The organism is Gluconobacter cerinus (assembly GCF_025961355.1).
Classification (GTDB): domain Bacteria; phylum Pseudomonadota; class Alphaproteobacteria; order Acetobacterales; family Acetobacteraceae; genus Gluconobacter; species Gluconobacter cerinus.
The window spans coordinates 767,976-792,891 of the sequence record NZ_JAOQNM010000001.1; the positions used below are offsets into that span (position 1 = coordinate 767,976).

Here is a 24,916-nt window from a genome sequence, read left to right on the forward strand (position 1 = left end):
AATCTCCGATGGATCGACAGGCTTAATTCCGTGTTAAGAATAACATCATGACGATCCAGCAGATTCTTTCCCGTATCCGGCTTCGCCATCTGGCGCTGCTCACAGTCTCAGCCCTCTCGGTCGCCGCTACGGTGAGCGCTGCGACAACGCATCACCGGACGCATCACACGCGTCAGGCAAATGCCGTCAGCGCAGGGGCCGCACCAGTCATCCTGTCTGCCCATCCCGGCACGCAGTTGGATATCGATGCCCGCAAACTGAACACGGACGATCTGGAAGATGCCGCCAAGCATCACGATCAGCCGGTCGTGCTCGTCGGCTCTGCCCCGCTCTCTGCTGGCAAGAATGACGAAGCCCTGTTCGTTCAGCTTCAGTCAGCCCGTCTCTGCGGATCTGCTGGCTGCACCACATCCGTCTATCTGCGCCACAACGACAGCTGGAAAACAGTTCTGGATTCCGTGAACGGCGATATTTCCGTTCTCCCCACACGCCATAAAGGCATGCATGATCTTCTGGTCGGCAAGAACGACAAGTGGATCTGGGACGGCAACGAGTATCAGGACACGCTCAGCGCGCCACCCATGCCCAAAATGAACGGGCCGAACTGACAATTTTCAGGAAAGTCTGGAGCGGGTGAAGGGAATCGAACCCTCGTATGCAGCTTGGGAAGCTGCCGTTCTACCATTGAACTACACCCGCGACGTCGCTGCTTATATCCCCCCCTTCGCGCCTCTGCAATCCATGCCGAAGGGGTGTTGACGCAAAACCACTCCTCGGCCCATAGTCCGCTCGTGGAATGGTCATAAAGACCGTTTCATCCTCGTGATTTGAGCGGCCGGCTTGCGGCGAGGATAAATAACTGCGCTAAAGAGGCCCTGCGGTTTTCCATCCAAGATTTCCCAGGACTTCCACGGCCCGCCACATGCTTTCCGCCTATCCGGGTGGAAACCTTATGGAGGGACTGATCTATGTCTTCAGAAAACTGGCGTACTGCCACCCGTCTCCTGCACGACGCACCGAACCGCACTGAATTCGGTGAAACGTCCGAAGCCATCTTCCTGACATCGGGCTTTGTCTACGACAGCGCCGAACAGGCTGCAGCGACGTTTACGGGTGACGTTGAGCACTTCCAGTATTCCCGCTTCGGCAACCCCACTGTCGACACGCTTCAGGAGCGCCTCGCCCTTCTCGAAGGTGCGGAAGCCTGCATCGCGACCTCTACAGGCATGGGTGCCGTTTCTTCGGCTCTTCTGGCCCATGTGAAAACCGGGGAGCGCGTCGTCGCATCCCGTGCCATCTTTGGGTCTTGTTACTGGATCGTCACCAGCCTGCTGCCGCGCTACGGCATTGAGACGGAGCTGGTCGATGGTGATGACTATGAGGCATGGGAGCGCGCGCTGTCCCGCCCGACAGCCGCTGTTCTGATCGAAAGCCCGTCCAACCCAATGCTGGACGTTCTAGATATCCAGCGCATCGCAGACCTTGCTCACAAGGCAGGCGCGCTGCTGATGGTGGACAATGTGTTCGCATCCCCCATCGGACAGTCTCCCCTTAAGCTCGGTGCTGACGTCGTGCTGTATTCCTGCACGAAGCACATTGATGGTCAGGGCCGTGTCCTAGGTGGCGCTGTTTTGGGCAGCGACAAATGGATCAAGGAGACCCTCCAGCCCTTCACCCGCAACACGGGTAACGCGCTGTCTCCGTTCAATGCATGGGTACTGCTGAAGGGGCTGGAAACTCTCAAGCTCCGGACCGAAGCCATGGCACGCAATGCTGCAGATGTCGCAGATGCGCTCGCTGGCCTGCCGGGCATTGTGAATGTCCGCTATCCAGGCCGTAGCGATCATCCGCAGCATGAACTCGCTCAGAAGCAAATGAGCAACGGTGGATCTCTCGTCGCTTTCGAAGTCGAGAACGGCAAGGCCGGCGCTTTCGCATGCCTCAACGCCTTCGGCCTCATCGCAATTTCCAACAACCTGGGTGACGCCCGCAGTCTGGCCACGCATCCGGCAACCACGACGCATATGCGTGTTGGCGAAGATGAACGCGCACGTCTGGGCATCACCGACGGCGTGATTCGTCTTTCCGTTGGTCTGGAAGATGCAGCCGATCTGATTGCAGACGTCACCGCCGGTGCCGCTGCTGCTCACGCTGCAAAATAAGTTTTCCTGACAAAGGCGCGGGATGACATTAGAATGGCGTTATGCCTGACAAGTCATCCCAACCCCATCTCCTGGCTGATCCTGAAGCGGCAATGGCCGAAGCCATGGAAAACGCCCCCCGTTTCAGCCAGATAACGGACGACGTGACCGTAACCGTCCGCACGTTCTGGCTGGACGACCAGTCCCAGCCGGAAGACCACCGTTTTGCGTGGGCGTATCATATCTGCATTGAAAATGGTCGGAAGGACACCTTCCAGCTGATTTCCCGGAGCTGGGAAATTGTGGATGGCCTCGGACGGACTGAGCACGTTCACGGAGATGGCGTTGTTGGAGAACAGCCCATCATCGGTTCGAAAGACCAGTATGATTATACGTCTGGCGCCATGCTCACCACACCGAGCGGTTTCATGCGCGGCACGTACCACATGCTCGAGCCGGTTTCAGGCCAGCGCTTTGACGTGCATATCCCCACGTTCAGCCTCGACAGCCCCCACGAAGCCGGGCTGCTGCACTAACTCCTGACACCTACCCTTGACGTTGCGCGCCCGGCAGCCCATTCCTGCGCGCATGCGTATTGCTGCCCTTCTTCTCGCCGCCGGTCGTGGCCGGCGCTTTGCAGCTGGCTCGCCCGAGGGTGAGGGCTCCAGCAAGCAATTCCGGATGCTGCGGGGAAAACCCGTCATCCGCCGTGCCGCTGAAGCTCTGCTTCCACACGTGGACATCCTGCTTCCCGTAGGAGATGACCCACTACTAGCTGACAGTCTGGCCGGGCTGAATGTTCTGCCGCCCGTATCAGGCGGTGCAGAACGTCATGACAGCGTACGCAACGGACTGGAGACGCTCGCCAATCTGGCAGAGCCTCCGGATCTCGTGCTTGTCCATGACGGCGCACGCCCCTGCGTGCCGCCCGAGGTGGTTCAGAACGTCATTGAAGCGCTGAAGGCCCATGCCGGTGTTATCCCTGCCGTTGCGGTCAGCGATACGATCAAGAAAGTGGAAAACGGTATCATTGTCGATACCGTCTCCCGTGAAGGCCTGTGGCGCGCACAGACCCCGCAGGGCTTTCACTTCCCGACCCTGCTCGAACTTCACCGAACCCAACGTGATGCCCGCACGGATGATGCCGCATTGCTGGAACATGCAGGCCATCCGGTCGCAATCGTTCAGGGCTCGGACAACAATATCAAACTGACAGTTGCGGAGGATCTGATGCGTCTTGAAGGTGTAATCGACGGTAACCTGCTGCCCCGCGTTGGGCTTGGCTATGACGTCCACGCATTCGAGGAAGGCCGCAAGCTGATCCTCTGCGGTATTGAAGTTCCCCATACGAAGGGTCTGGCCGGTCATTCAGATGCCGATGTCGGCATCCATACGCTCTGTGACGCCATTTATGGCGCGCTGGCTGAGGGCGACATTGGCCGTCATTTCCCACCAACGGACAACGAGTGGAAGGATATGGATTCCGCCCGCTTCCTCATCCACGCTGGCGAACGTATCCGTGCCCGTGGCGGCTTCCTTGTCAACGCGGACATCACTCTGATCTGCGAACGCCCGAAAATCGGCCCTCATGCCAAGGCGATGCAGGATCGTCTGGCAGAGCTGCTACAGGTGAATGTCAGCCGCATCTCCGTGAAGGCCACCACATCGGAACGCCTTGGCTTCACAGGCCGTGAGGAAGGGATTGCAGCAACAGCTGCCGTCAGCATTATGGTGCCGGATAACGGAGACGCCTGAGCGTCCGAGTTTACTGTCGAGGAAAATTCCAGAGCCCATTCTTCATAGCGGAGAGTGGGCTTTTTTCTTGTCGCACCAACAAAAGCGACAGGCCTGACAGGTTCTCAGGCCCAGTTCATGGCGCTTTAACCGTGGATAGCGCAGACCACGACAATAATCGGCGTAGCGGCAAGCAGAAACCATGCCCCCATGGAGCACTTTGCTACAAGACGTTTACCCATGTGACGCATGGGACGACTGACGGATACCGACATATCTTCCTCGACTCTGACATTGCAGGACAGAGCGGAAACTGCGCCATAACTCCCTGTGGAAGCCAGTCACTAATCATCTCGTTCTGTCACAGCGCCAGATGCGCCCCGATTATGGCAAGATCATGCCCTAAACCGGGAAATCAGGTGTTTCGGGCCAACTTTAGAAACTGAACGGTTTCCGCAGCATCTTTTTGCCGAATTGCCATAATGCGAATCAGCTCATCGTCCTGTCCCCAGACCAGAAGCTGCTGCCGTTCGTCAGCATTTGCGACAAAAACCGCCTCTTCCAAGCTGATCGCGCCGTAAAGCAGTGCCAGAGACAGCAGAAGGCTTCCAAAGCACTGTGTCAGCACCCCTAGGGCCGCGAGCTCCGTTTCTCCCTGCCGGGATAACAGACGCTCCAGCCCCGTCACGTAATCGCCAGACTGCGTTACCGGCATAAGCCCGTCTGTTACTTCCGGACGAATACCCTGCGTCGCCAGCCAGGCAAAGACACGCTCGACCGTCGAATCGGCAGGTCCTTTGCGATAGCAGAGCCCGTCATCCAGCCCCAATCGTAGAAGCGCTTCCCGAGCCTCAATCAGACCCGGGCGAATCCGCTCGATCATGGTTCCGGCAATGCGGGTCATGGAGAGCTGTTCAGGCGTAAAGGAGGCACCCTTTGGAATAGCCTCCCATTCTGCCACAATCGCCTGCGCCAAGGACTGCGAGGCAACAGCCAGTACAGTTCCCTGAGGAAGCCGGATGGGCCGCCCGTCCAACTCAGGAGAGAATAATCCGTCGCGCTCCCCGACTGAAACGCTCTGCCAGAATCGTTTGCGGCTGCTCAATGGAGAACTCCCAGCGCGCGCAGAATGTCACCCGCTTTGTTGTGATGATGAGACTGCTCGGACGGCGGCGGTCCAGCCTGCCCTTCACGGGCAGCCGAAAGCGCGGCTGTGCAGGGATCAGCCGGGGCTTCCCCACCAATCGAAAGCTGGAATCTGCCACCGGCATCCCTGTCCTGCTTCGCCTGTGGCGCAGACAAGGTGCCCGTTACGATAACAGGGGTGGAAGCCCCGGCACCTTCGAAGTCGATACTCGGCACGAGATGCAACTGGAGTTCCTGTGATCCCAGACGGACCTCACCATGCCCCGCCGTAGAGAACCGGCCAGACTGGAGCCCAATCGTGTCCAGCGTGGCCGTATCGTTGGCAAGCGCCATGTGCAGACCGATACAACGCAGCGGCCGCACTCCGCTTCCCAGAAGGGAATCCGCGCCTGGGCCAGCAATGCGGCCCAGGATCTGGCTGTCCACTTTCCCGTCCACCATGGAGACGCCCAGATGCCCGCTCAAAGACTGCCGGAGATCCTCAGCCGTCTGGCCCTGACCCGACACTTCCCCCACAAGCTGGACTGGCCCCTGAAGCAGCAATGGCAGCCCCAGTCCCTCTTCCAGAAGACCGATCGGGAGTACCAATGGCTGGAACGTCAAATGAGTTGTGACCGGTAGATGGGATGCATCCAGATCCGCCTGTCCCGACAGGGTCAGCCCTTGGCCTTGTCCGGAAATCGGCTCAAGGCGCAGATGACCGTCTGACAGGGTCAGGTGCGTGGCCAGGTTGGTGTAGTCATGTCCATAGAACACAACCCGGTCGAGAGTCAGATGAAGGTCAAGGTCCTGGGCTCGCAGACGCTTGACCCATGAAGGCACAGCCGCGTTTTCCACAACACCTGCGTCAGACACGGCGGGAACAGAAGACTGATCCTGCATCTGAACAGGCTGTGTCGCTGCTTTTTCTACGGTTCCCGTCGCTCCCGGAATGGTCGCAGGTGGAGCTTTCGCAGGCTGCTGAGCAGTTGCTTTCACATCCTTCAGCCAGACATCTCTCAGCGCATCCAGATCAAGCTGGGTTGCATGCAGATGCCCGTTGAGGAGCGGCGTAGAGTTTTCATCAGTCAGAAGATGAAGAGCGCCATCGAAGTCTGCCTCGCGGCTCTTGAAAGCCATATCATCCAGCGTGGCTTCGCTCAGCCCTTTAGTGCTGACCGTGCCCTGAAGCGAAACGTCATGCAAAAGAACGCACGGCAGGTGAAGCGCTTTAGCCCCGCCCTGCACCACGAGATGACTTTTCTCGGCTCCCACCGTGCCGGAGACCGTTACTTTGGCATCATCCTGAGCATTAATGGGCGGCGTCGCGCCTTCAACATTCAACGCGGTGGACAGAGATAGCGGCATGGACCGCAGTTCAGCCTCAACAGGCACTTCCGTACGGAAATGATCACGTCTTGCGAGATCAACCTGTTCAAGAGTCCCGGCTTTACCAAGGATTCTCCAGCCCGTATCGCGCCACAGCACATCTGCGGCAACCGAAAGCGGCGCAGATGCTGCATCAGCATCAAGGTGCAGATTACTGACCGCTGTTCCACGAACCGTCAGACCCGCAACATGCAGATGGATGCGGCTGGGTGCCAGACTCGCCAGTAAGGCCTGTGCCTTCTCGGTCCAGGTCGCATTCGCCACTTGCCCGGCATCACCCTGCACCGTGATGTCTCCACCCAGTCCACGCATGTCAGGCAGGCTGGCATGGGGAAACAGGCGATGAGCATCCTGCAGATTAGGCCATTCTCCCTGCGCAGTCAGAACGAGGCCGCGCAGATTCGATGCATCATGAATCTGACCGTCCACATTCAGCCAGTCGCGCTTGGCATCCGTTCCAAGCGTCGAACCCAGACTGAAAGTCCATGGCTTTGCGCCAGAGCGCAGAAGGGCCAGATCACCCACATGCCCCTGCACCGTGAAGGGGGTTCCGCCGTGGCTCCCCTGCAAATTGATCCAAGGGCTTTGGCTTCGCAGACCAGCCAGATCCATCGTGCCAATCTGGAAGCTACCGCTCATCTTCTGAGCCTGATCGCGCCAGTTCACTGTGCTGTTCGTCAGGTGCAGTGCATCCAGAGAAAGATCCCAGTGAGCCTGCACGCGCTCACCAACATGCTGTCGAACCGGCAACGGGGCCTCTGCGCCGCCTGCGTCTGAACGCGATGGCTGACTGAACGTCCAGTTGGCATTCCCGTCCGCATCGCGCTCCAGGGAGAGCGTGGCGCCATCCACTACGAAATCCTGAAAGCGGACCTCGCGGTGAAGAAGCGCCAGAACGGAAAGACCTGCATGCACGGTCCTGGCCTGAAACACCGGAGCCTGGCCCGGGCGCTGCAACACCAGATTGCGCGCCTCGAAAGACGGCCATGGCAGGATCTGGATGGTGGAGCTTTTCACCACCATCGAAAGGCCCGTCTCTTTTTTCAGAGCCTCGGCCACACGCTGGCGCAGCGCATCCTGATCAATCAGCTCATGTGCAGCAATGCTGACGCCCACGAAGGCAACGATGACCCCGATGAGCGCGCCAGTGAGTTTCCTCATTTTGCAGGCCCTCTGCTTCCCTTGATGCGCTTCGGCGCAGGTGTATCGCCCGGCACGAACCCAAGTGAACGGAACGTTTCACGCATATGCGGCGGCAGTGGTGCCGTCACGATCAGACGACCACCGGCCGGATGCGGAATATCCAGCTGACGGGCATGCAGATGCAGCTTGTCGATAAAGCCTTCCGGATGAGCCGTTTTCCCACCGTAGCGCGGATCACCCACAATCGGCGTGCCCAGAGACTCACAATGCACACGAAGCTGATGCGTCCGTCCTGTCAGTGGAGACAGGCCGAGCCAGGAGAACTTCTTTCCCGCAGCGTCGATCGTTTCGTATTCGCTCTTGGCAGAAACCGCATCTTCTTCACCGCGGGATGCCGCCACGACAAGCGCAGCACCGCCTGCACCGATCTTGGCCAGAGGCTGGTCAATAATCCCAGACGCCTGCGCCGGACGGCCGACAACAATCGCCCAGTAGGTCTTGCCAACATCACGCCCACGGAATGCTGCTGCCAGTTTGGCAGCGACACCAGGCGTACGCGCAATCAGGAGAATACCAGACGTATCCCGGTCAATCCGGTGCACAAGGCGCGGACGGTCTTCGTCTTCCTTGCGCAAGCCGTCCAGCATCATGTCCACATGCTTGGTGATACCCGGGCCACCTTGCGTAGCCAGACCGGATGGCTTGTCCAGCACCAGAAGATGATCATCCTGATAGATCACCATCTTCTCGATTTCGCGCACCAGCATCGGATCTGGCGGCGGCAGCGGGGCCTGACGGGTCATGTCCGGCAGCGGCGGAATACGCACGCTCTGCCCAGGAGCAAGACGTGCGTTACTCTGGACCCGGCCACCATCAACGCGGATCTGGCCTTTACGGCACAGCTTCTGGAGCGCGCCCTGAGTGAGATTGGGGTAGTGACGTCTGAACCAGCGATCGAGGCGCAGATCGGCTTCGTCTTCGGTTACAATGCGGTTGGAAACTTTCATGGATCGCGGGATGCCCTTTTGGCGGCCCGTATGTCCAGAAGTTTTCTGATACGGCCCTCGTAACCCCGGTCTGTCGGCTGATAGAGCGAGACCCGCTCCATGCCCTCCGGGAAATAATTCTGTCCCGAAAATGCGTCTTCGGAATCATGGTCGTACTCGTAGCCCTTCCCGTAGCCAATGTCTTTCATCAACGTTGTCGGGGCATTGAGAATATGAGACGGCGGCATGCGGCTTCCCGTCTCACGGGCCAGCTTCCGCGCAGCCTTGTAAGCCATATACACCGCATTCGACTTGGGCGCCGTCGCCAGATGAACCACGACCTGCGCCAGAGCCAGCTCACCTTCCGGCGATCCCAGCCGCTCGTAAGTCTGCCAGGCGGCTACGGCCATCGGTAGAGCGTTCGGGTCCGCCTGCCCGACGTCTTCCGCTGCAAACCGGGTCAGGCGTCGGGCAATATACCGCGGATCTTCGCCACCTTCGAGCATCCGGGCGAACCAGTACAGCCCTGCATCCGGATCACTCCCCCGCAGGGATTTGTGCAGTGCAGAAATGAGATTGTAATGCTCTTCCCGGTCACGGTCATACAGAATGGCCCGTCGGGACAGGATAGCCGCCAGATCTTTCGGGGTCAGTTCCCTGTCAGGGTCCAGAACAACCAGCTGCTCCACCATGTTCAACAGGTAGCGTCCGTCGCCATCCGCCATTGCCCGAAGGCTGGCACGCGCTTCTCGATCCAGCGGCAGGCGATGGCCTACGTCTTTTTCCGCATGCGTCAGCAACGCTTCCAGACTGGCATCGTCCAACCGGTTTAGCACCAGAACCTGACATCGGGATAAAAGCGCGGCGTTCAGTGCAAAAGATGGATTCTCTGTCGTCGCCCCAACCAGAACGACCGTCCCGCGCTCGACATACGGCAGGAATCCATCCTGCTGCGCCCGGTTGAACCGATGGATTTCATCCACGAAAAGCAACGTGCCACGGCCTGTTACTTCCTGGCGCCGATCCGCCTCTTCAAAGGCTTTGCGTAGTTCAGCCACACCCGAAAAAACAGCCGAAATCTGTGCATAATGAAGATTGGCTTTGCCTGCCAGCAGGCGAGCAATGGTCGTTTTGCCGCAGCCGGGCCCACCCCACAGAATGAGGCTGGACAATGTGCCCCGCGCAAGCATTCGCGTCAGAGTACCTTCTGGCCCCAGCAGATGATCCTGGCCGCGCACCTCTTCCAGTGATTTCGGGCGCAGACGATCTGCGAGGGGCTGCGTTCGTGAAGGCGGACGAGCGGGTATTTTTGGAGCCTCAATAGGGCGGGGCAGTGAAGGCTGCCGAGCAGACTGCGTGTTCCCACGGGACGGCGGCTCGCGTTCCGCAGGTCCGGGATTTGTCCCGAACAGATCTGTCATGTCCGCCATGGCTGCCTCCTGATACGGGAACGATCATAGAACTCCCGTACATATTTCGGAACAGCTGTGACTTTAAGAAAGAGCGCCTACTGGAGAATTTTCCGTAAAGCTCCAGGAAGAAGCATGGAAAGCGGATTGACGGTCAACTCAGGCTGACCAACAACACCCGTCACATCAAATGTCGCGGCCAAGACACCGCCGCCCTTCTCTGGCGCCAGAATATGCCCGATCCCCGGTAGTTTCCCCGGCAGCGCGTTCAGGCCAAAGAGCGGCACAATAGTGCCATGCAGAGCCAACGCTGACGTATCCAGATCCACCGGCCCTTCTACAGTGGCGCCAAGCGCCTGATTCCCGATTGTTCCATCGCGCAGAACGAGCTTTCGCCCTTCCAGAGCAATCTTCGTGGACACGTGGCTTACGCTGAAACGATCCGTGCGGCTTTGCGACCAGTGAAGCGGGGAAAGATCGGAAACGGCCGTCAGGGTAAAGGGCGGCTGCAGGAACTGGAACGGCCCGATTTCCAGCTGCCCCCGGAAGGGTGGAAGTCCCAGCCCAAGGCCTGACGTGCCAGCTTTCTCGCGCAGGAAATTCCCATCCAGATGTGCCGCGCCGCCGCCGATCCGATCATATAAGCCCAGCTCCTTCAGCAGTGCTCCCAGATTGTCCACATCCAGAACGAAGGGCTGCCTCCGGCCTGTATCTGCCAGAACGGCTCTCACACGCGACGGAGCATCCAGTGCAAATCGTCCGGATGTCAGGCTGCCATTCCGCAGCTCAATATGCGACACGACGCCTCCCACCAGCCCTTTAGGACCAAAATAGACCCGCGGGGCGTGCAGATCGATGGACCAGGCGTCTCCGACACCGGAGGTCTTGTCGGCGGCAGGGCTCCCTGCTTCGCGTGACGCAGCTTCTGCCGCATCCCGGGCAGCCTTGCGCGAGGCCGGATCGAAGAGTGGCGCAAGATCCAGCGGATCAGCATCCAGAGCGATCTGAATGGGAGCGGACGGCTCCCTCGGTAAGGTAATCTGGGCGTCACCTTCGCTTCGGCCCAGACGGAATCCTTCAATAATGATGCTGCTTAAACGTCCAGCCTGCGTTACGCCGCGACCTGCAACAGAAAGCGTCTGACCATGCGCCTGCAACCCATCCAGCGCCACCATGTCATGGCCCCGAAAGCCAATATGGGCAGACGCGACAGCTGCCTCATCTTCAGGCTTGGTCCAGACCGGAACAGTAATTCCGGCCTTCTCCATGTTCAGGGAAAGAGCAAGATCTGCAAGCGTATCAGCATGCTCAATATAATGCGCTGAAAGCGTGGCCTGCCCCGTGAACAAACCCGCCGGCACAAGATGCGATTTCACTGCAGACAGCGGATCCAGAAGCGCCGTTGCACGAATATCCTGCAACACACGCCCCGGCGACCCCTGCTGGAAATTTTCATCCAGCGCAACATGGACAGGAATGCCCGACAACCGCCCATCCCCTGTCAGGTTCAGGCCGTTTTCCGTCGCCCCGAGTGTGCCGGACGCTCCATCAACAGGCCGCCCCATCAGAACATTCCCCAGATGCACGTTGGCAAACGAGGCTTTGGCCTGAACGTGAATGTCACTGTTTTTGAGACGCGCCGTCAGCGGCAGCGTCAGCCGAGCTTCCGCATCAATAGTCCCGGAAGGCTCCGTGAACGGAAGCGGATGCCGTGACAGAAGATGCAGCCTGGGGTGAGAGAGAATATCCCGAAAAGCTGCGACCGATCCCTGAAGATGGGTTTTGATGTCCCCTGTCGTCGGACCTTTCTCGTACAGATTGCCAATGCGCACCTGACCGTCAGGGATGTTAATGATTCCATCTGGCGTGGCCTGCTGACCATGCTCCAGATCAAGAACCAGCGTATCAAATCCATCAAACCCGAGACGTGCATCAATACCCGTCGCGGGCGGCACAGGCCGCAGCCAGTGCACGGTCAGGTCATGGCCCAGCAACTGGCCATCCATGCTGGTGGGGAGGATGTGCGACAGCCCATCGCTCGTATGAAGATGGGTTCGGACCATCAGGTCCCGTCCCTGCCCGCTGGTGATGTTAGCAGCGATCCATTTCCGCCCGCCCCTGATGATACCAGCAGGCCAAACGCTTCCGAGCGTCGCAAAATCAAACCCATCAAGACTGGCCGTCGCATCTCCATCCAGCACATGAATATGCTGGAGATCATTGACGGTCAGATCAGCGGTCGCATGAAGGTGCGTCAGGGCATTATTGGTATCAGCAAGCGTCAGCGAACAGTCAGGAACGGAAAGTCTTGCGGCCCCCTCTGTGCCAGGTTTTGCCATAACCAGATGAAGGGATGCCTTGCCGTCACGCAGATCAACGGGCAGCGCTTCTTTCTGCGCAACATGCCCGGCTCCAAGCGCAACCTGCATCTCAATGCTGGCGGGAAGCTCTCCCATGCCATGAGGCACGACGTGAATGTCCGCGCCAACGGTCAGCGGGACATCCCATGCCGCCAGAGCCGGGGCAAACATACTTAACCCGGACGGTCGGAACGTCGTGGACGTCAAATGCCACTGACCAGTGGTCGCGGAGGTCTGTCCGCCTTTTGCCGTCAGAAGTGTCTGGAATGACCCAACGCGCACGGAACTGCGCCACCAACCATTCCATAGGTAATCATGAGACGCAGCAGCGACTTTCAGCCGCTGCCCGTGCGCTTCGATCGGTCCCAATAGCAGTCGTTGTCCATTGGGAAGCCCCAGCAGCGTAATGCTGACGTTCTTGAGGTCCAGGGCCGCCAGTCGGTCCATCTGTGTCGGAACACCACGGCCGCCGTGTTTCTGGGATGGCAGATCCAGATCGACATCACCGTTTGGCTGACGACGCAGAACCAGCGTGACATCCTGCAGGCGCAATCTGCGTGGGGCGATGATGCCCTGCAGAAGCGGGGCAAGTGCCAGAACCGTATCGGCCTCACCAGCCTGTTCGGCAGGCGTGCCATCCAGCCGGGCAACCGTCAGCCCGCGCGCTTCAAGCATCAGTCCCGCAGAAATACCGGCGGAGCTTGGTTGCCACTGAACACGCAGCCGGGACCAAGAGAGGCGCCCGGCGGGATGCCCCGGCTTTTTGCCTGCGACAACAGACACCGGTTCAATGAGACGTGAAACTGCTGTGATATCGACCGGCCCATGCGCCAACTTCCACAACAGGACAGCCGACAGCGCGCCGGCCATGGCGACAGGAGCGACAAAGGCAATGCAGGCCCACCGTGCAACATGCAGATGACGGGACAAATGAAACGGGCCAGGTGTGTAAGGATCAGGCAGGGCCATGACTGGTATGCCGGGAAGCCTCCGGCGTTCTCCCTGTCTGTGAAAGAGATGGCTGGAGAGGCTCTCAGGCCCCTGAGGTCAGGCTCCGGAACGCTTCTGCCACAAGGGCAGAGTGCTCAGCAGGCTTAACTTTGCGCCAGATGTGACGGATTACGCCGCTCCCATCCACAAGAAAGGAACTGCGTTCCACACCCATGTAGGTGCGGCCATACATGGATTTCTCAACCCACGTGCCATAGGCCTCAGCCACCACATGGTCTTCATCCGACGCCAACGGGAACGTCAGTGAGTACTTTGCAGCGAAGCGCTCGATTTTCGAGACGGCGTCCGGGCTGACACCGATAATGGTGAGGCCTTCACTGTCAAAAGACGGCAGGTTCTCCTGAATGGAGCAGGCCTGCGTCGTACAGCCGGGCGTGTCAGCCTTCGGATAGAAATAAAGCAGATACGGCTTACCCTTCAGCGCATCGCTGCTGACGGTACCGCCTCCCGAGACGGGAAGCGAAAACGCAGGGGCCTGGTCGCCCACCTGAAGAGCATGATCTGTCATAGGCACCATGATTGCCTGACACCCTTCGCCCGATCAAGGCGGACGAAGGGTAAAAAGGGCTCAGTATTGCGGATAAACCACAACTGGCGGCGGCGGAGCATAAACGACCGGCGGCGGTGGCGCATAAACCACACGTGGCGGCGGGGCATAGACGACCGGCGGTGGTGGCGGACCATAAGAATTGCTCAGCATAGCGCCACCAACGGCACCGATTGCCAGACCGCCTAAAATGCCACCGACGACGGCACCGGTATTTCCACGATGACCGCCACGATGCCAGCCCGGTCCCGGGCCATAATATCCACGCCCTGGGCCACCATATCCGGGGCCGCCATATCCGGGGCCGCCATATCCGCCATGCCAATGAGCTTCAGCGGCGGGAACTACGGCATTCGGGGCAACTACTGCCGTGCCGATCAGCAGGGGCGCAGCCAGAAGGACTGCACGGGTGATGCGACGCATGGCAAATCTCCTCATTACGTCAGACGGGGGATCAGAAGAGATCCTGTCCGTCCTGTGAGAAGAAATCTGCCACACGAAAATGGCAGGAAAAGGCAACAATCATGGCAAGATTTTCTCAAATTATGACTATTGCCCGCCCCTCTCAGTGCTTCGGGTCAATCCGGTGATAGCCGGCTGGTGGATCAAAGAGTTCTGCTGGCTGAGACGATCGATTTACCGAGGCAGCCTGCACCACAAGCCGTCCGCTCTGGGTCGCGCCGAGCAGCAGACCATCCGCAGTGTAGCAGAAGTCTGTGGGCTTGTTGTCGGTGTCCGCGGCTTCCCAGATGACACACGGCTCCCCGGCAATTGTGGCCGGACCGACCTGTTTCCACGCCCCTGGCGCAGGTGTTCCCGGAGCGGAAAACGATTCGCCCGGTGCCTCGGTAACCGTGGCAGTTTTCAGAGCCGTATCCAGAACCATCAGACGATGAAGCCGGTAATCCGTCAGCATGACCGTTGCGGCCCCTTCCGGATCAACGCGCTGACGCCACATCTGCGAGTTCCAGCGCATCCGCTGGTGCAGATGCTGCCCTCCCGGCCCCACCATGACGTAATCGATATCCGCATCGTGCATCGGTGTGACAAAGGGGGCCGTCATGGTGTCAGCAGCGTTCGCTGCGCCGACTACGAGAACAGCCAAGGTAAAGGCGGCGACCAGAGAAATACGCTTCATTCTTTCATGCCACCGTTTACTGGTCCGCTTGGCGGCTGATCAGGCGATGAGACCGTTCCGTCGCCAGCAGAATCATTAGGAACAGATGGCTGGGTTGTATCCTGCGAAGGCGCAACCTGCCCTGGCAAAAGCGTTGGAGCCGCAGGACCTGACGTTTCCGCAGGAGTACCTTCTGCCGCAATATGACCCGGCGTCTGCACACTGGAATCGCCCGCAGCGCCACCTTCCGGCACAGGAGATGGCGTTAGTGTGTTCGCCTGATTGCCGGCTCCCCCCTGACGGCGAGACGCTGTGCGGGGTGTAATTTCCTGGAAACCAGCCGGGGGCTGGAACGTCGCGGTAGGGAGATCCCCATAGGACAGGCTTACAGCGCGGATAGAGCCCGAGGCACCATCGGCATCCACACCATCCTCGGCAAGAATGACACCATCGTCAGTCACGCAGGCCGAAGCTTTGCCATGGGCTGTCTGGATATCCCAATGATCACAAACGGCCCCGGCAATCGTCTCTTTACCGCCCTTGGTGTACTTCATGCCCAGATCCAGCATGAAGGGATTATGCAGTCCGTGCTGGGGACGAATATGTGCGTACAGTTTGCGCGGCACCATTACGAGCGTCACGACCTGCCCCGGCCGGTCCAGAATCGTGATGCCTTGCCCATCCGCTGAGTCGATCCGCAGCAGATCACCCGAGCCTGAGAAATAGACCTTCACATCGCCGCCCTGAGAGGCCGGAGCAGACAGGTGATAGGTCACGGTCGCATCACGCGCGGGCGCCAGTCTCGGATGGTCATCAGCGAGAGCCGATCCGCCACTGCCTGCAAGAAGCAGGCCAATGAGAAGAGCAGACTGATGCCGCCGGAGGAATGAAATCATCAGGATTCTCCTGGATGTGGGCGCAGAGACGCGATGTCATCGCGCAGGGCGTGCAGACTGAAATCATCCGGCCAGATGGTACGGACAGTCAAAGCCTGGTTCAGCAGCGCCAGATAATCTGCCGCCGGGATACCGATGCCCCCAAGCGTTGTCAGATGGGGAGTGGTATATTGCGTATCCAGAAGGCGATACCCTCCCTTTCGCAATCCTGCAACGAGATGAACCAATGCAATCTTGGAAACATCGCGCTGGCGGGAAAACATGCTCTCCCCGAAAAATGCTCCGCCGAGGGCAACGCCATACAGCCCCCCGACCAGGCCGCCTTCGTCCCAGACTTCGATCGAATGCGCAAAACCACGCTGATGCAGAGCGCCATAGAGGTCACAGATTTTTGGGCTGATCCACGTCTCTTCCCGGCCCGGCGCAGGGTCTGCACAGGCCAACATGACATCTCCAAAGGCCCGATCCGATGTAACCTGAACCTTGCCGGACCGGATCGTACGCATCAGTTTTCGGGGAACAATCATTGCGTCGAGCGGAAGTACTCCACGCTCCTCTGGAAAATACCAGCTGAGCTCATCACTGTCCCGATCAGGGGCCATCGGGAAAATCCCCGAGGCGTAAGCATCCAACAGGATTTCAGGCGTAATGTCAGACATCCGGTTTCTGCTTCGCGTCGCACATGGGGAATTATTCACCTTTCTGTACCCGGATGTGGTACATAGTACTCCAATCTCGATGGAGTACTGCATTGCCTATAGCGTTTGTTTATCTGATCTGTCTGATTCCGCTCGGGCTCGCACGCTTCCTGCTCCCTGAAGCTGACGGCCTGCTGATGGCACTCGTCAAAATCTGTTTTGCAGGAATTGTGTTCTGGGGCCTGCTGGACTTCTGGCGCCTTCGCCCCAAGCGAAGCTGATCGTCAGATCAGTCCGCCCAGAACCAGAAACAGTCCGATCATAGACACACCCCAGATCAAACTGCGGACGCTTCCCAGACCCAAGGCATAGGCTGGAATATAAGCCAGTCGTCCTAGGAAATAGAGACCTGCTCCCCAGGTCACCAGACTTCCGTCCCGACCGGCCACATGGGCCACAAGGACTGCCCCGATAAAGATCGGGAGCGTCTCCTGAAAATTTGCCTGTGCCCGCCGCATTCTGGCGGCAACGCCTGTGTATCGCGGGGCTTCACCATCCCGGTTACTCGTGGCCCACTGCACACCATCCTGCCTGCGGCAGGCCGCTGACGTCAGAAACAGCTGCACGACAGCCAGAACCAATGTGAAACTCAGCCAGACAAGACTGCTCGGCATCATATTTCCCGCTTTCGTTCAGCGTCCTGAAAAATCAGGAAAAGGTTTCTGACGCAGCACCTGAGCGGATGTCCACGGCAGCTTCGTGAACAGCGCGGCCGTGAGTGCGCTCCAGACGACGGATCGTGAAATGTGCCCGCGCAAGTGCGCGATAATGGGCGAGGAAGGCAGCGTTAAGCGAAGCACCACAGAGCGCACCTGCAACAGGAACCATCTGCAACGCGAACTTCCGCGACAGGCCAATTCCATAATGAGAGGCCACTTCGGAAATCAGCATCACGACCGGGCGTCCACGCAGCAAAGCACGCGCGGAGAAGAACCCGAGCTCCCCATCGTCCTCTTCCTGACGGGCAGGGAAAGTTTTGAGTGCAAACACTTCAAGGCACGCGCGACGTGTTCCCTCATCACGCAGATCCTCACCCTCTTCACGGGCAATCCGCGCGATTTCCCGCATGATGGTCAGGGTTGTGAACCCGACGTCAGGGGCCAGTCCGAAAATTCCACCAAAACCACCGACGGCGCCCGACACGGCAACAGCAGCCTGTCCAGCGTTCTCACGCCACGGCTCACGAACGAGCGGGACGTCATTCTTGATGCCTACAATCGCAATATTGAAAGCACGTTCAATCGCGATTTCAGCCGTCTTCTGAATTTTCTGCTGCACTGTGGGCGCAAGGCCGAGACCTTTCATCCCGAGTCGCGCAGCCTGCCCGACGGCTCCTCCCATCAGATCCGCCAGACGGACAAGGACACCGCGCCCCTGTTCGACGCGTTCCAGCACAGACTGAAGCTGGGCCAACGAGTCCCCGTCCAGCGCCAGTGATGCAAATTCGCTACTCGGAAGCTGCGAGCCATTCTCTACGGTCATGACGATCAAAACTCCTGTTCGTAAGACCTGAAACCGTTTACCCGATAGCAGGTTTCATATCGCATCACGAAAGCCCCCTGCTTGACGGGTGCCCCGGCCGGGTGTGGAGAAGGACATATTATGAAAACATTTTCCCGCTGGATCCTGTCTGCCCCGCTGGTAGCCAGCCTCCTTGTGACAGCAGCCACACCGGCTCTGTCCGCTCCACATCATGCCCATCGTAGCCACAGTACAGCCGATCTGCCACAGATCCCGCCATCAACGGCACATCAGCTGAATAACCCACCAGAGAAAAACCTGACGCCAGCCCAACAGGTTGCACTACCCGACGGGGGAGCGCCGCCGCCGCCGCACGGCTATGTTGCCGTAGAAGACTCCGAAGAGAGACTCGCAAATTTCAGTGGCGAAGTGCGGACGCATCTTCCTGTCGGAATGCCAGGCACCAATGCTGAGCAGAAAACCAACGGCACAAACAACCTGCCGTCCCACTTCAGCATTTTCGGTATGCCAGTGAAGTTCAACGCCCCCGTTACGGCACCCTATCACAGCGAAGATCTTCCCCTCACCTACGCTGGGCACCCGTCCAACGGGCAGACCAATGTTCTCGTCAACGGGGATGCGTCAGACATTCACTGACCGGGAACGGGTCCGTCAGGCGCGGACCCACCCACCGATTTTCGTCAGATGCCGGAACTCCTGCTCCGTCACCGGGGCGACAGAAAGGCGCGACTGCCTGAGAAGAGCCATCTCTTCCAAAGCCGGATCTGCCTTGATCTGAGCCAGGGTCACTGGAGTCGTGAAAGCACCATTCGCCTTTACATCCACACAAACCCAACGCGGATCGTCCGCAGTCGGGTCCGGATAAGCTTCTTTCACCACCCTGACGACACCAACGATCTGCTTTTCGCTCACCGAATGATAGAAAAACGCTAGGTCATCCGTCTTCATGGCCGCAAGATTGTTCCGCGCCTGATAGTTGCGAACGCCGGTCCATGGTTCGATGTCATTACGAACCTGTTCATTCCACGAAAAGGCTTCGGGTTCGGATTTTATCAGCCAGTACGCCACGTCTTTCTCCTGCGGAAAGTTCCCATTTCGCGCTCATTTCCGTGAAACGTGATAACAGTCATAGGAACAATGGGACAATGCGCCCCTTCCGAATGCGTGGGGTTCGGACTATTTCAAGTAGAAATATTTCTCCGAGTTGAGAGTTCCCGTGCGCCCTACGCCCAATCTGCTCCATCGTTATGCCAATCCGGGGCAATTCCTGCGTCTGGCCCGTGCGCTTCAGCCGTGGCTATCCACAAGTGCGATCATCTTCCTGACCGTCGGCATTGTCTGGGGCCTGTTCTTCGCTCCCGCTGACTGGCAACAGGGCGAGACAGTCCGGATCATGTATGTGCATGTCCCGATGGCCTGGCTTGCGTCCTCCTGCTACCTTGGTCTCGCTATCTGCGGGCTTCTCTCCCTCGTGTGGCGGCATCCGCTGGCGGATCTCGCCGCCATCGAAATTGGCCCGGTCGGGGCCTGCGCAGCCGCTCTTTGCCTCGTCACAGGCTCCCTCTGGGGACAGCCGATGTGGGGCACCTGGTGGGTATGGGATGCGCGCCTAACGTCGGTGCTCGTGCTGTTTTTTCTATATTTAGGGCACATCGCCCTGATCCGGGCCTTCGATGAACCTGCCCGCGGGCAGCGCGCCGCTGCCATTCTGGCATTGGCTGGTGCCATCGATCTGCCGATCATCAAGTTCAGCGTCCAATGGTGGAATACGCTGCATCAGCCGGACAGCATCACGCTGACCGGTGCACCGACCATGTCCATGACAATGCTTTGGCCGCTTCTCATCACAACCATCGGCTTCACACTTGGTGTCGCCGCTGTCATTTTCGCCCGGCTGAGTGCCGCAATCCACGAGAGCCGCGCGCGTCAGCTGATGGCACGCTCCAGGCTCAACCGTCCGGACAGGTCCGCAGCATGATGCACCTTCCCAATCACTGGCCCTATATCGCCGCAGCTTATGGTCTCACCATCGGCTGCTCGCTGGTTCTCGGTATCGGCGCAGCTTTGCGTCTGCGCCGTGCCAAAGCCCGGCTGGCGGCTGTCGAAAGCCAGCTCCGCCACCGTGAAAGCTCTGCATCATGACCCGCAAGACACGTCGCCTGTGGATTGTCATCGCCTGCCTCGCCTGTATCAGTTCCGCGGCAGCCCTGACGCTGAGGGCTTTCTCGTCCAACATCGTGTTCTTTATGGCCCCGTCTCAGGTCAAGGCGCATCCCCCGGCGCCTGATCGCACGATCCGCTTGGGCGGAATGGTCGTTGCGGGCTCACTGCACCGCATCACGGAACACGATGCCCCGGTAAACTCCTTCAACGTGACGGATGGTCAGGCTTCAGTCGAAGTTCACTACACCGGCATCCTTCCTGACCTTTTCCGCGAAGGCCAGAGCGTGGTGGCACTCGGCACGGTGCAGAAGGATGGTGGTTTCACGGCTAGTGAAGTGCTTGCCAAGCATGACGAGACTTACATGCCCAAAGAAGTGGCCGAAGAACTGAAGCGTACCGGCAAGTGGGACCCACGCTTTGGTAAAGCCCCTGACGCGGCAAGCTGGGACACCATGACAGCCAAGAAAACCGGAGGCTGAACGCCATAATGTTTGGACCAGAACAGGGCCATTTTGCCCTGGCCCTCGCCTGCGTTCTCGCACTCATTCAGTTTGTCGTTCCCCTCTGGGGCGCTCACAAGCGCAATGCCCGCCTTGTCGCCATGGCGCCATTTCTCGCGGTTTCACAGCTTTTCGCTCTGGCCATCTCTTTCTTCAGCCTGATCATGTGCGCCGTTCGGGATGATTTCTCCGTCCAGAACGTCGCGGCAAACTCCGCTGCCTCCAAACCGCTGCTGTATAAAATCACGGGCGTCTGGGGGAACCATGAAGGGTCCGTGCTGCTCTGGACCCTGATCCTCGGCGTCTGCGGCGCAGCCGTATCGACATTTGGACGCAATCTCCCAGACATTCTCCGTGGCCGCGTTCTGGCCATTCTTGGCGGTGTTTCAGCCGGGTTCCAGCTGTTCTGCCTCCTGACCTCCGACCCATTCGACCGTGTTTTTCCGGCTCCCATGGATGGTCAGGGCATGAACCCCCTGCTTCAGGACCCGGGCCTCGCCTTCCATCCGCCCATTCTCTACACGGGCTATGTTGGCTTTGCTGTCCCATTTGCGTTTGCAGTTGCCGCTTTGCTTGAAGGCCGAGTGGATGCCGCGTGGGGCCGCTGGGTTCGCCCTTGGGCCGTAGCGGCCTGGTGCTTCCTGACCTGCGGCATCGCACTTGGGTCCTGGTGGTCTTATTATGTGCTGGGTTGGGGCGGCTACTGGTTCTGGGACCCGGTTGAGAACGCTTCGCTCATTCCGTGGCTGACCGGAACCGCACTCGTCCACTCCGCTATCGTCGTAGAAAAGCGCGAGGGCCTGAAAATCTGGACGGTTCTGCTGGCTATTGCGACATTCTCGTTCTCCCTGTCCGGCACGTTCCTTGTCCGCTCAGGTATTCTGAATTCAGTCCATGCCTTCGCGAATGATCCGGCCCGTGGCGTGTTCATTCTGGCACTTCTGGCTTTGGTCATTGGCGGTTCGCTCGCTCTCTTTGCATGGCGCGCACCGTCTTTGACATCTGGCGGCCTGTTCTCGCCCGTCTCGCGAGAAGGCTCGCTCGTTCTGAACAATATCCTGCTGTGCTCGATCTGTGCGGTTGTAGTGACAGGCACGATGTACCCGCCATTCATGCAGCTTCTGGCAGGTCGCACCATTTCGGTGGGCAAGCCCTTCTTCGATGCGGCAACCATCCCCCTCACAATTCCGCTTCTTCTGGCCATGGGCGTCGGAACAGCGCTTCCGTGGAAACGGGCGCAACTGGCACGAACATTCTCCCATCTGTTTGTTGCAGCCATTCTCGCGGCCATCGGCCTGGTCCTGTGTTTCTGGAAATTTTCCGGAGCATTGCCTATCGCCTGTGGCGCACTGGCGATCTGGGTCATGGCGGCCTCCGTTACGGATGTTCTGCGCCGCATTGGCCTTGGTCATTCCAGCCGCAGTGAGATGCTGGCGCGCGCCAAGAGCCTTCCCCGCTCAAGCTGGGGAGCAGCGCTGGCACATATCGGTGCGGGCATTACCGTGCTGGGTCTGTGTGGAATGTCTGGTGCCCAGCATGCGATCGTAGAGATCCATGTTGGCGAGACCCGCAGCCTCGCTGGTGACGACTGGACGCTCGTCAACGTTCATGACTATGCCGGGCCGAATTACCGCGCGATGCAGGCAGATATTGCCGTACGCCACAACGGCAAACTGGTCACGATGCTGCATCCGGAAAAGCGGGACTTCACCACACAGAACCAGACCACAACGGAAGTCGCGATCCATACAAACTTCATTACGGATCTTTATGGCGTCGTGGGAGACCGGCACGGAACGGGCGCCGATGCGACCTATGTGCTACGTCTGCACAAGAACCCGCTTGCCCCGTGGATGTGGCTTGGCGGGCTTGTTATGGCCATCGGCGGAGCGTTCTCGCTCTCGGATCGTCGTCTGCGCGTTGGCGCACCGAAGCGGTCTGCCGCACGGACCATGGCCAAAGCCTGAGGAGAGACACGCATGAATGCAACACGACGCGGCCTCCTGACGGCCCTTCCGATTGTTGGCGCTGGCGTTCTGGGCGTCGGGTTCTGGAAAATGCTGCAAGGAATGGAAAGCGGCGGCTTTGACCCGCGGGCCATCAAAAACCCGAATGTCGGCCGCCCTATTCCTGAATTCGCCATGCCAGGTCTGCCCGGGCTGGGTGACGGATTTACGGATAAGGAGCTGAAGGCTGAAACACGCCCGGTTCTGGTAAATTTCTTTGCGTCCTGGTGCATTCCCTGCGTTCAGGAAATGCCTGGCCTACGATCCATTTCCCGCAATATGCCCATCTGGGGCATCGCATATGAAGACAAGCCAGAAAACGCGAGCGCCTTTGTTCAACGTGATGGCACGCCTTATGCCCGCGTGGCTTCTGACAGACATGGCCGCGTCGCCATCGACTGGGGTGTAACGGGCGTTCCCGAAAGCTTTCTTGTCGCCCCCGGCGGCCGGATTCTCTGGCATGGCAGTGCCGCTCTCGATCCGCAAATCTACGACGCGGAAATCCGGCCAAGGCTTGCAGGACTATGATGAAACGTCTGTCTGCCCTGCTGCTTGCTGTGGCACTGGCGGGAGGCGGCATCGCTCTCGCAGTTGATGACCCGTCAGAAATGCTCCCCAATCCAGTGCAGGAAAAGCGTGCGGAAGCCATCGGTGCTCACCTCCGCTGCCTCGTCTGTCAGAATGAGAGCATCGAAGACAGCAGTGCACCGCTGGCCCGCGATCTGCGCAAAGTTGTTCGCGAGCAGGTCGCGGCGGGGAAGTCTGACCAGCAGATCATGGACTGGATGGGAGATCGCTATGGCGAATTCATCCGTCTGGCTCCCCAGTTTTCATGGTCTACAGCCCTGCTCTGGCTGATGCCTGCTCTGGCTCTGGTGGCCGGTCTTGTTATTGCGTGGCGTGCGACGAGACGTCGCATCGTTACACCTGTGCCGCTCTCGGATGATGAGCATGCACGCCTGGATGCCCTGTCGGGCCGGGAGTAAAGTCTTGTTCTGGTTGGGAATCCTGAGTGTTGCAGCTATCACGCTGCTACCGGCCCTTTATGGCCTCCGCCGCCTCCGCCGCCGCGTGGACGCGCGGGACTCTGCTTTGACGCTCTATCGCGGCCAGCTCGCCGAACTCGACCGGGACCGGGATCTGGGCCTCGTCAACGGAGACGAATACGGGGCAGCCCGCATCGAGATCCAGCGGAGGCTTCTGGCTGCTGACGAATCTTCCGCCACACCAGACCTGAAAGACGCAACGGCCCGTTCGAAGCGCTTTCTCCCCATTCTGACCGTTGGTCTTGGCATCCCGGTTGCAGCATTTGCGCTGTATATCTTGAACGGGCACCCCTCTCTTCCGCCTCAGCCTCTAAGCGCCCGTCAGGTCAAGCCAGACGCTAAAGCTATGGTCATGATCCAGAAGCTTCAGGCGCAGGTCGCCACGATTCCAAAGGACAATTCAACTTACGAGACGGGTCATGTCCTGCTGGGTCAGATCGAGGCGCGCGCTGGCCTGACCTCTGAAGCTATCGCTGACTGGAAGTCCGCTCTGGACATTCATTTCACTCCAGAGCTTGCAATCCAGCTCGCAGAACTCCAGACCCAGAAGGACGGGCACATTTCCGCGAGCAGTCTTGATCTGTATCGCCGTGCCCTGGCGGCCGCCCCGGCTGATGCGCAATGGCGCCTGGCTGTGGAAGCGCGGATCGCCGTCGGTGAACATGAGGAGAATCACGGCCAATGATGGAACCCCTTTCCACAGCCGTCACAATCTGTCCCGTCTGCCGGCAAAAAATCCGGTCGACCGCAGAGCACTGTCCGAACTGCGGTGCTGAACGTCATTTCGGGCCCCGGATGATCGAATCCGCCATCTGTGCCTTCGCAGGGATGGTTCTGCTTTCAGCCGTTTCGACCATGCTCCTCCCGATCTCCCTGTGGACGATCGTCTTTGCGGCCGCAGGTCTTTGCGCGGGTTTTCTGTTCTCCCACAATCGCTTCGGTGGGGATCGCTGGCTCGGCCGTTAAAGGCCGACATCTCAGTCAGCAGTTGTCTGTGCTTCAAGCGAAAGCGCCATCTGCTGATTGTCTGCGTCCGACAATGCTGGGGAACGTTTTTCACGCTCCCAGCCTCATCTGCGTCCCTTCCCCTGTTTTCCCCCTGATCCTTCTGGGATAGTTTCCGCGCAGGCATGAACTCCGTCCTGCAGGAAAGCTCCAGACCG

Annotated in this window: 28 protein-coding genes, 1 tRNA gene and 1 riboswitch; of the genes, 14 read left to right on the forward strand and 15 right to left on the reverse strand. The window is 59.1% G+C overall.

The features are described from left to right. The first annotated feature begins 47 nt into the window (after positions 1-47). On the forward strand, positions 48-608 hold the full coding sequence (locus M2305_RS03540; RefSeq protein WP_064273848.1) for a hypothetical protein: 561 nt from the start codon (positions 48-50) through the stop codon (positions 606-608). 17 nt (positions 609-625) lie between these two features. On the opposite strand, the gene M2305_RS03545 is transcribed toward M2305_RS03540, so the two are convergent. Further along, positions 626-699: transfer RNA gene (locus M2305_RS03545), tRNA-Gly, on the reverse strand. A gap of 110 nt (positions 700-809) precedes the next feature. After that, a riboswitch (SAM riboswitch) is annotated at positions 810-889 on the forward strand. Positions 890-968: 79 nt separating this feature from the next. Here M2305_RS03545 and metZ point away from each other — a divergent pair. The 3 genes from metZ to M2305_RS03560 are packed head-to-tail and all read left to right on the forward strand — an operon-like array spanning position 969 to position 3,896. Further along, positions 969-2,162 carry an O-succinylhomoserine sulfhydrylase gene (metZ, locus tag M2305_RS03550; RefSeq protein ID WP_211499952.1) on the forward strand — a complete coding sequence of 398 codons (1,194 nt, stop codon included), beginning with the start codon at positions 969-971 and terminating at the stop codon, positions 2,160-2,162. A 41-nt stretch (positions 2,163-2,203) separates the two neighbouring features. Continuing rightward, on the forward strand, positions 2,204-2,677 hold the full coding sequence (gene apaG / locus M2305_RS03555; protein WP_086634393.1) for a Co2+/Mg2+ efflux protein ApaG: 474 nt from the start codon (positions 2,204-2,206) through the stop codon (positions 2,675-2,677). A gap of 52 nt (positions 2,678-2,729) precedes the next feature. Next, positions 2,730-3,896, forward strand: a complete 1,167-nt coding sequence (locus M2305_RS03560) for a bifunctional 2-C-methyl-D-erythritol 4-phosphate cytidylyltransferase/2-C-methyl-D-erythritol 2,4-cyclodiphosphate synthase (protein ID WP_086634486.1) — start codon at positions 2,730-2,732, stop codon at positions 3,894-3,896. A gap of 125 nt (positions 3,897-4,021) precedes the next feature. On the opposite strand, the gene M2305_RS03565 is transcribed toward M2305_RS03560, so the two are convergent. From M2305_RS03565 to aat, 11 genes are all read right to left on the reverse strand, one after another. Continuing rightward, positions 4,022-4,150 carry a hypothetical protein gene (locus M2305_RS03565; RefSeq protein ID WP_255376441.1) on the reverse strand — a complete coding sequence of 43 codons (129 nt, stop codon included), beginning with the start codon at positions 4,148-4,150 and terminating at the stop codon, positions 4,022-4,024. A gap of 140 nt (positions 4,151-4,290) precedes the next feature. Beyond that, a complete protein-coding gene (locus M2305_RS03570; protein WP_264648588.1) occupies positions 4,291-4,980 on the reverse strand; it encodes an ATP12 family chaperone protein in 690 nt (229 codons plus the stop codon). Further along, positions 4,977-7,550 (reverse strand): AsmA family protein, encoded by a 2,574-nt coding sequence (locus tag M2305_RS03575; RefSeq protein WP_264648589.1) that lies wholly within the window; start codon positions 7,548-7,550, stop codon positions 4,977-4,979. Before M2305_RS03575 ends, M2305_RS03570 begins: the two co-directional genes overlap by 4 nt. Then, the gene (locus M2305_RS03580; protein WP_086634390.1) at positions 7,547-8,539 is read right to left on the reverse strand and encodes an RluA family pseudouridine synthase; all 993 of its coding nucleotides are present in this window, start codon (positions 8,537-8,539) and stop codon (positions 7,547-7,549) included. The genes M2305_RS03575 and M2305_RS03580 overlap by 4 nt, the downstream gene beginning before the upstream one ends. Continuing rightward, positions 8,536-9,948, reverse strand: a complete 1,413-nt coding sequence (locus tag M2305_RS03585) for a replication-associated recombination protein A (protein WP_264648590.1) — start codon at positions 9,946-9,948, stop codon at positions 8,536-8,538. The genes M2305_RS03580 and M2305_RS03585 overlap by 4 nt, the downstream gene beginning before the upstream one ends. A gap of 77 nt (positions 9,949-10,025) precedes the next feature. Continuing rightward, positions 10,026-13,256: a DUF3971 domain-containing protein gene (locus tag M2305_RS03590; protein ID WP_264648591.1), complete on the reverse strand. Its 3,231-nt coding sequence runs from the start codon at positions 13,254-13,256 to the stop codon at positions 10,026-10,028. A 64-nt stretch (positions 13,257-13,320) separates the two neighbouring features. Continuing rightward, the gene (bcp, locus tag M2305_RS03595; RefSeq protein ID WP_264648592.1) at positions 13,321-13,806 is read right to left on the reverse strand and encodes a thioredoxin-dependent thiol peroxidase; all 486 of its coding nucleotides are present in this window, start codon (positions 13,804-13,806) and stop codon (positions 13,321-13,323) included. A 60-nt stretch (positions 13,807-13,866) separates the two neighbouring features. Beyond that, positions 13,867-14,268, reverse strand: coding sequence for a hypothetical protein (locus M2305_RS03600; protein WP_211499947.1), 402 nt, complete (start codon positions 14,266-14,268; stop codon positions 13,867-13,869). A gap of 142 nt (positions 14,269-14,410) precedes the next feature. Next, entirely contained in the window at positions 14,411-14,983 is a 573-nt protein-coding gene (locus tag M2305_RS03605) for a hypothetical protein (RefSeq protein ID WP_264648593.1), read from the reverse strand. Continuing rightward, a complete protein-coding gene (locus M2305_RS03610) occupies positions 14,980-15,858 on the reverse strand; it encodes a hypothetical protein (RefSeq protein ID WP_046899959.1) in 879 nt (292 codons plus the stop codon). Before M2305_RS03610 ends, M2305_RS03605 begins: the two co-directional genes overlap by 4 nt. Continuing rightward, complete coding sequence (aat, locus tag M2305_RS03615; RefSeq protein ID WP_264648594.1) at positions 15,858-16,517, reverse strand: leucyl/phenylalanyl-tRNA--protein transferase; 660 nt, start codon at positions 16,515-16,517, stop codon at positions 15,858-15,860. Before aat ends, M2305_RS03610 begins: the two co-directional genes overlap by 1 nt. A 92-nt stretch (positions 16,518-16,609) precedes the next feature. Between aat and M2305_RS03620 the strand changes: the two genes are divergently transcribed. Further along, positions 16,610-16,777 (forward strand): hypothetical protein, encoded by a 168-nt coding sequence (locus tag M2305_RS03620; protein WP_157091174.1) that lies wholly within the window; start codon positions 16,610-16,612, stop codon positions 16,775-16,777. Positions 16,778-16,780: 3 nt separating this feature from the next. Here M2305_RS03620 and M2305_RS03625 read toward each other — a convergent pair whose 3' ends face one another. Then, positions 16,781-17,173, reverse strand: coding sequence for an MAPEG family protein (locus M2305_RS03625; RefSeq protein WP_264648595.1), 393 nt, complete (start codon positions 17,171-17,173; stop codon positions 16,781-16,783). Positions 17,174-17,204: 31 nt separating this feature from the next. Continuing rightward, entirely contained in the window at positions 17,205-18,038 is an 834-nt protein-coding gene (locus tag M2305_RS03630) for an EcsC family protein (RefSeq protein WP_086634383.1), read from the reverse strand. Positions 18,039-18,158: 120 nt separating this feature from the next. On the opposite strand from M2305_RS03630, the gene M2305_RS03635 reads away from it, so the two are divergent. Further along, positions 18,159-18,674: a hypothetical protein gene (locus M2305_RS03635; protein WP_099210700.1), complete on the forward strand. Its 516-nt coding sequence runs from the start codon at positions 18,159-18,161 to the stop codon at positions 18,672-18,674. A 15-nt stretch (positions 18,675-18,689) separates the two neighbouring features. On the opposite strand, the gene M2305_RS03640 is transcribed toward M2305_RS03635, so the two are convergent. After that, a complete protein-coding gene (locus M2305_RS03640) occupies positions 18,690-19,106 on the reverse strand; it encodes an EVE domain-containing protein (RefSeq protein WP_099210702.1) in 417 nt (138 codons plus the stop codon). A 148-nt stretch (positions 19,107-19,254) separates the two neighbouring features. On the opposite strand from M2305_RS03640, the gene ccmC reads away from it, so the two are divergent. The 8 genes from ccmC to M2305_RS03680 are packed head-to-tail and all read left to right on the forward strand — an operon-like array spanning position 19,255 to position 24,719. Then, positions 19,255-20,016 carry a heme ABC transporter permease CcmC gene (gene ccmC / locus M2305_RS03645; protein WP_264648596.1) on the forward strand — a complete coding sequence of 254 codons (762 nt, stop codon included), beginning with the start codon at positions 19,255-19,257 and terminating at the stop codon, positions 20,014-20,016. Next, positions 20,013-20,180 (forward strand): heme exporter protein CcmD, encoded by a 168-nt coding sequence (locus M2305_RS03650; protein ID WP_143412318.1) that lies wholly within the window; start codon positions 20,013-20,015, stop codon positions 20,178-20,180. The genes ccmC and M2305_RS03650 overlap by 4 nt, the downstream gene beginning before the upstream one ends. Further along, positions 20,177-20,680 carry a cytochrome c maturation protein CcmE gene (gene ccmE, locus M2305_RS03655; RefSeq protein WP_064273832.1) on the forward strand — a complete coding sequence of 168 codons (504 nt, stop codon included), beginning with the start codon at positions 20,177-20,179 and terminating at the stop codon, positions 20,678-20,680. Before M2305_RS03650 ends, ccmE begins: the two co-directional genes overlap by 4 nt. Positions 20,681-20,688: 8 nt before the next feature. Beyond that, positions 20,689-22,668 (forward strand): heme lyase CcmF/NrfE family subunit, encoded by a 1,980-nt coding sequence (locus tag M2305_RS03660; protein WP_211495960.1) that lies wholly within the window; start codon positions 20,689-20,691, stop codon positions 22,666-22,668. Between the two features lie 12 nt (positions 22,669-22,680). Next, positions 22,681-23,235, forward strand: coding sequence for a DsbE family thiol:disulfide interchange protein (locus tag M2305_RS03665; protein ID WP_046899968.1), 555 nt, complete (start codon positions 22,681-22,683; stop codon positions 23,233-23,235). Continuing rightward, the gene (locus M2305_RS03670; protein ID WP_264649927.1) at positions 23,235-23,693 is read left to right on the forward strand and encodes a cytochrome c-type biogenesis protein; all 459 of its coding nucleotides are present in this window, start codon (positions 23,235-23,237) and stop codon (positions 23,691-23,693) included. The genes M2305_RS03665 and M2305_RS03670 overlap by 1 nt, the downstream gene beginning before the upstream one ends. Before the next feature lie 4 nt (positions 23,694-23,697). After that, entirely contained in the window at positions 23,698-24,438 is a 741-nt protein-coding gene (gene ccmI, locus M2305_RS03675; protein WP_264648597.1) for a c-type cytochrome biogenesis protein CcmI, read from the forward strand. Further along, entirely contained in the window at positions 24,435-24,719 is a 285-nt protein-coding gene (locus tag M2305_RS03680) for a hypothetical protein (protein ID WP_046899971.1), read from the forward strand. The genes ccmI and M2305_RS03680 overlap by 4 nt, the downstream gene beginning before the upstream one ends. The last annotated feature ends 197 nt before the right edge of the window (positions 24,720-24,916 follow it).

Bases quoted from the DNA above. Each gene is read 5' to 3' on its own strand.
- M2305_RS03680 (WP_046899971.1), top strand. From the start codon at position 24,435: ATGATGGAACCCCTTTCCACAGCCGTCACAATCTGTCCCGTCTGCCGG.
- aat (WP_264648594.1), bottom strand. From the start codon at position 16,517: ATGTCTGACATTACGCCTGAAATCCTGTTGGATGCTTACGCCTCGGGG.
- M2305_RS03600 (WP_211499947.1), bottom strand. From the start codon at position 14,268: ATGCGTCGCATCACCCGTGCAGTCCTTCTGGCTGCGCCCCTGCTGATC.
- M2305_RS03590 (WP_264648591.1), bottom strand. From the start codon at position 13,256: ATGGCCCTGCCTGATCCTTACACACCTGGCCCGTTTCATTTGTCCCGT.
- M2305_RS03585 (WP_264648590.1), bottom strand. From the start codon at position 9,948: ATGGCGGACATGACAGATCTGTTCGGGACAAATCCCGGACCTGCGGAA.
- M2305_RS03670 (WP_264649927.1), top strand. From the start codon at position 23,235: ATGAAACGTCTGTCTGCCCTGCTGCTTGCTGTGGCACTGGCGGGAGGC.
- M2305_RS03630 (WP_086634383.1), bottom strand. From the start codon at position 18,038: ATGACCGTAGAGAATGGCTCGCAGCTTCCGAGTAGCGAATTTGCATCA.
- apaG (WP_086634393.1), top strand. From the start codon at position 2,204: ATGCCTGACAAGTCATCCCAACCCCATCTCCTGGCTGATCCTGAAGCG.
- M2305_RS03605 (WP_264648593.1), bottom strand. From the start codon at position 14,983: ATGAAGCGTATTTCTCTGGTCGCCGCCTTTACCTTGGCTGTTCTCGTA.
- metZ (WP_211499952.1), top strand. From the start codon at position 969: ATGTCTTCAGAAAACTGGCGTACTGCCACCCGTCTCCTGCACGACGCA.
- M2305_RS03565 (WP_255376441.1), bottom strand. From the start codon at position 4,150: ATGTCGGTATCCGTCAGTCGTCCCATGCGTCACATGGGTAAACGTCTT.
- ccmE (WP_064273832.1), top strand. From the start codon at position 20,177: ATGACCCGCAAGACACGTCGCCTGTGGATTGTCATCGCCTGCCTCGCC.
- M2305_RS03660 (WP_211495960.1), top strand. From the start codon at position 20,689: ATGTTTGGACCAGAACAGGGCCATTTTGCCCTGGCCCTCGCCTGCGTT.
- M2305_RS03665 (WP_046899968.1), top strand. From the start codon at position 22,681: ATGAATGCAACACGACGCGGCCTCCTGACGGCCCTTCCGATTGTTGGC.
- M2305_RS03650 (WP_143412318.1), top strand. From the start codon at position 20,013: ATGATGCACCTTCCCAATCACTGGCCCTATATCGCCGCAGCTTATGGT.
- M2305_RS03635 (WP_099210700.1), top strand. From the start codon at position 18,159: ATGAAAACATTTTCCCGCTGGATCCTGTCTGCCCCGCTGGTAGCCAGC.
- M2305_RS03575 (WP_264648589.1), bottom strand. From the start codon at position 7,550: ATGAGGAAACTCACTGGCGCGCTCATCGGGGTCATCGTTGCCTTCGTG.
- M2305_RS03560 (WP_086634486.1), top strand. From the start codon at position 2,730: ATGCGTATTGCTGCCCTTCTTCTCGCCGCCGGTCGTGGCCGGCGCTTT.
- M2305_RS03540 (WP_064273848.1), top strand. From the start codon at position 48: ATGACGATCCAGCAGATTCTTTCCCGTATCCGGCTTCGCCATCTGGCG.
- M2305_RS03610 (WP_046899959.1), bottom strand. From the start codon at position 15,858: ATGATTTCATTCCTCCGGCGGCATCAGTCTGCTCTTCTCATTGGCCTG.
- M2305_RS03580 (WP_086634390.1), bottom strand. From the start codon at position 8,539: ATGAAAGTTTCCAACCGCATTGTAACCGAAGACGAAGCCGATCTGCGC.
- M2305_RS03625 (WP_264648595.1), bottom strand. From the start codon at position 17,173: ATGATGCCGAGCAGTCTTGTCTGGCTGAGTTTCACATTGGTTCTGGCT.
- bcp (WP_264648592.1), bottom strand. From the start codon at position 13,806: ATGACAGATCATGCTCTTCAGGTGGGCGACCAGGCCCCTGCGTTTTCG.